General features: G+C 69.9%; 3 protein-coding genes. 1 reads left to right on the plus strand and 2 read right to left on the minus strand.

Features of this window, described 5'->3' with window-relative positions:
- Nucleotides 1-237: 237 nt before the first annotated feature.
- The gene (locus tag ETD86_RS52865) at nucleotides 238-1,272 is read right to left on the minus strand and encodes a MalY/PatB family protein (RefSeq protein WP_246149506.1); all 1,035 of its coding nucleotides are present in this window, start codon (nucleotides 1,270-1,272) and stop codon (nucleotides 238-240) included.
- A gap of 140 nt (nucleotides 1,273-1,412) precedes the next feature.
- Between ETD86_RS52865 and ETD86_RS52870 the strand changes: the two genes are divergently transcribed.
- Nucleotides 1,413-2,258: an aminoglycoside adenylyltransferase domain-containing protein gene (locus ETD86_RS52870; RefSeq protein WP_138674156.1), complete on the plus strand. Its 846-nt coding sequence runs from the start codon at nucleotides 1,413-1,415 to the stop codon at nucleotides 2,256-2,258.
- A 388-nt stretch (nucleotides 2,259-2,646) separates the two neighbouring features.
- On the opposite strand, the gene lexA is transcribed toward ETD86_RS52870, so the two are convergent.
- Nucleotides 2,647-3,354 (minus strand): transcriptional repressor LexA, encoded by a 708-nt coding sequence (gene lexA / locus ETD86_RS52875; RefSeq protein ID WP_138674157.1) that lies wholly within the window; start codon nucleotides 3,352-3,354, stop codon nucleotides 2,647-2,649.
- Nucleotides 3,355-4,172 lie beyond the last annotated feature (818 nt).

The following is a 4,172-nucleotide window of genomic DNA, read 5'->3' on the forward strand; positions in this document are numbered from 1 at the left end:
CACCCGACCTGCCACCCCTGCCCTGACGCTCATGCGGCAAGCGCGCCCCGCCGACTCGGCGCGCTTGCCGCCGCGCGTTGCCGGCGTGCGTTGCCGGCGTGCGTTGCCGGCGTGCGTTGCCGGCGTGCGTTGCCGGCGTGCCCTGCCGGCGTGCCGGCAGGGCGCCGTGCGCTGCCGGCGTGTCGGCTCGGCGTCGGCCCACGACCCTTCCGTGCCATGGCCGTGGGCCGGCCGGGGTCAGCGGATGCCGGACAGGCGGTTGAGAATCTCGGTGAGGATGGGCTCGCTGGTGGCGAAGTTCAGCCGGACGTACTCCGCGCCGCCGGGCCCGAAGCCCGCCCCGTCCGTCAGCAACACCTTGGCCTCCCGCTCGATGACCTCCGCCATCCCCTCCCGCCCGACGTGCAGCCACGCCAGATACGTCGCCTGCGGGATCCGATAGCGGAAGGTGCCGGGCAGCCGGTCGGCGATCGTGTGCCGGTGACGATCCAGCAGGGCACGGACCTCGTCCAGCCAGGCGTCCCCATGCCGCCACGCCGCCACCGTCGCCTCCACCCCGAACAGGTTGGCGGACCCGTACACGAAGGGCGGCTGGGCCTCCAGCGCCTTCCGGACCCCCTGGTGCCCCAGGTGGGCGACCGAGACGCGGATGCCGCCCAGGTTGAACGCCTTCGTCGCGGAGGTGAGGGTGACGGTGCGTTCGGGAAGGATGGTGGCGAAAGGGATGTGCTGGTGAGGCTCGAAGGTCAGGTCGGAGTGGATCTCATCCGAGATGACGAGCAGATCGTGCCGCTCGGCCTGCTCGGCCAGGGCGGTCAGCTCCTCGCGAGTGAACACCCGGCCGGTCGGATTGTGCGGGTTGACCAGGAGCAGCACCCGGCAGCCGGTCAGATCGGGCACCTCGAAACGCCACGAATCGCCATCGGGCTCGGCCTGGATGGCGTACAGAGGACGCTCCATGATCTGCAGCGTCGTCAGAAACGGGTGATAGGCCGGAGTGTGCACGGCCACCCCGTCGCCGGGCTTGGTCCAGACGTGGAGCAGCACCTGGAGCGCCTGGTTGAGGTCGCTGAAGGAACGCACCAGCGACGGGTCGGGCGACCAGTTGTACCGGCCTGCCATACGCTCGGCGAACGCCTCCGCCAGCGGCCCGGCGTTGGGCTTGTCCAGCCAGGCCGGATAGCCGAGATCGGCGCCGACCCGGCGCCGCAGCGCCTCGATGACCGCGGGCGCGGTGGGCAGGTCCATGTCGGCGATCCAGGCGGGAATCACCCCTGGACCCACCTTTGCCCACTTAAATCCATCATTTTGTGCCTTGAGGTCTTCTGGGCGGTATGCGGGATTCACCCAGACATTCTAGGATTTTGGAATGTGATGAGGCGGCAGCATCGATTGTGGCAGGCTGAGCGGTGATGACGCCCCACCCGAAGATCGACGCGATCGTCGAGACGTACCTGTCAGTGGCCGACGCGGCGGCGCCCGGGTTGATCGAAGGGCTCTACCTGGAGGGGTCGGCGGCGCTGGACGACTACCGGCCGGAGACGAGCGACGTGGACTTCGTCGCGGTGACCGCCGCCGGGCCGCCGATCGAGACGCTGGAACACATCCACACCAGCCTCGGCGCCCACCCGTTCGAAGGTGTCTACCTGACCTGGGACGACCTCCGTCGCAACCCCCTCGACCTCGGGGCGCGCCCGCGAGCTCACGCCGGCAAGCTCAACCCTCAGGGCGGCGTCAACCCGGTCACCTCGCACACGCTGGCCCGCCACGGCGTGACCTGCCGCGGTCCCAAGCCGGGCGAGCTCGACATCTGGACCGACTCTGCCGTCCTCGCCGCCTGGACCGACGACAACCTCGACCGCTACTGGCGGCGCCTGGTGACCCGGGCCTCCCGCCTGCTCTCCCCGTGGGGGCTGGCCTCGCTCGGCGGGTACGCCACCGTGTGGATCGTCACGGGCGTCTCCCGGCTGCACTACACGCTCGCGACCGGCGAGCTCACGTCCAAGACGGGCGCGGCGCGGCACGCGCGGGAGGCGTTCCCGGAGCGGTGGCACCGTGTGATCGACGAGGCGCTGCGGCTGCGCGAGGACGACACCGCGCAGCCGTCGCTCGGCAGCCTGGTCTCGGGGCTGAGCGAGCACTTCGGCACACCCCGGAGCTCGATGTACGGCTCCCCGTTCGAGCGGCGGCACGACGTGCTGGCCTTCGCCGACCTGGTGATCACGGCCGGGCACGAGCTGTACGCCCGGAGGGATTGACGGGCCCCGGGGCACGGATGCGCGTGCCTCCGACGGAGTGTGCAGAAGAGGGCGCCCCCGGCGTGGTCGGGGTCACGGTCACGGACCATCACACGGCACCAGCCCGCAGGCCCGCCCGGCGCGAAGCCCGGCGGCGGCCGATCAACCGTGAGACCGACTGACTTGAGGCCCGTGACCGGTTTCGGCGGCTGGTTGTGCGACGGTTCGTGGCCGAGCTCGCCGAGTCACGTGTCGAGTCACAGAGAGGGTGTTGAGGAGTCAGCATGATGGCCGGCGAGGTCGGCGGTGCCGTGCCGTACCCCGTCGTGCCGACTCTCATCCATGCATGTCCTGGCGCGCGCCGGAACGCGGCACGGCGATGTGACGCGCGCCCAAGTCACCGACCCGGTTAGAGCCGGCGCAGAACCGCTACGACCTTGCCCAGGACGGTGGCCTCGTCACCGGGGATCGGCTCGTAGTTGGGGTTGTGCGGGACGAGCCAGACATGGCCGTCCTTGCGCTTGAAGGTCTTGACGGTGGCCTCGCCCTCGATCATGGCGGCCACGATGTCGCCGCTCTCCGCCACCGGCTGCTGACGGACGACCACCCAGTCGCCGTCGGCGATGGCGGCCTCGATCATCGAGTCACCGGCGACCTGCAGGAGGAACAGCGTGCCCTCGCCGACGAGCTGCTTGGGCAGCGCGAAGACGTCCTCGACGCTCTCCTCGGCCAGGATCGGGCCACCGGCGGCGATGCGGCCCACGAGCGGGACGTAGGCGGCCGTGGGACGGCTGATCGTGGGCTCGTCGTCCGCCGCGTCCGGGTCGACCCACAGCACCGGCTCACCCGGCAGGCGCACCTCGAGGGCGCGCGGCCGGTGAGGGTCGCGTCTGAGGTAGCCCTTGCGCTGGAGCGCCGTCAGCTGATGCGACACGCTGGACGTGCTGGTCAGCTGCACCGCTTCGCCTATTTCCCGCATGGAGGGCGGATATCCGCGCTGTTGTACCGAGTCGCGAATCACTTCGAGGATCTTGCGCTGCCGGGGCGTCAATCCCAGGGAGTCGCGTCTGCGCACCGCGAGGTCGCTGACCCCGTTTGCGTCATCCCGCTCGGTCATGCTCTTCCTCCTGGCCCGGCGGCCCGCCTCACCGGCAGGCCTGCCGTTCTGTGGTCTCGATGTCGCACACAGCGACGCTATCGCTGTTGAAGATCATCTTCAAACAATTGTTCGAGTCTTCCTCGAAATTGTCGCCAGTGTGGTGTACAACATCGTACGGGAGTTCGATCGACACCGTGTTCGATTTGCTGATCTTTATTCGGCCTTTTCCTCAGGCCACACGGGCAGGAGGTCATCCATGCGAACGACCACAAACACGGACACGACCAGCGAAGACGCCAAACGGCTCACCCTGATTGCCGATGCTACGCAGAGTGACCGACGGGGAGACAATACGCGGGCCGAGGCCGGCGCTCGTGGAAATTCCGGTAAGAGGTTGGGACTCCGTTCGAGCGGTGCGTCAAGGCGAGGAGCGTCCTCGGCGGAGGGGGCTGCGGTCCGGGGTCAGGGGAGGCCCCGCCTGCGCCTGGTCCCACCGCCGCGTCCCGCCGTGAATGCGGACGAATCGCCTCCATCGGCCGGTCCGGGTCGCCGAGGACAGGGTGCCAGTACGGGTCGGGGAGGGCCTGGAACCGGCACAAGCCTCGGCGTCGCCGCAGAGCGCAAGGGGCTCGGGTCGAATGCGGTGCCCGGCGGCGGCGCAAGGCGCGGCGGCCCGGGGAGTGTCGCTGGACTCGGCGGTGGCGCAGGGCGCGGCAGGCAGTCTGCTGGCGCGGGGCTGGGCGATGCCGCGGGGCGCGGCGGGCCCGGGACGGGTGCCGGGGCCGACGGGGGAGCCTGTCTCGTATACACATCTCCGAGCCCACGAGACCCTAAGA

This window comes from Nonomuraea turkmeniaca, from assembly GCF_005889735.1.
Taxonomy (GTDB): domain Bacteria; phylum Actinomycetota; class Actinomycetes; order Streptosporangiales; family Streptosporangiaceae; genus Nonomuraea; species Nonomuraea turkmeniaca.

Excerpts from the sequence above, each read along its gene's own strand:
- ETD86_RS52870 (WP_138674156.1), top strand. The coding sequence starts at position 1,413 with ATGACGCCCCACCCGAAGATCGACGCGATCGTCGAGACGTACCTGTCA.
- lexA (WP_138674157.1), bottom strand. The coding sequence starts at position 3,354 with ATGACCGAGCGGGATGACGCAAACGGGGTCAGCGACCTCGCGGTGCGC.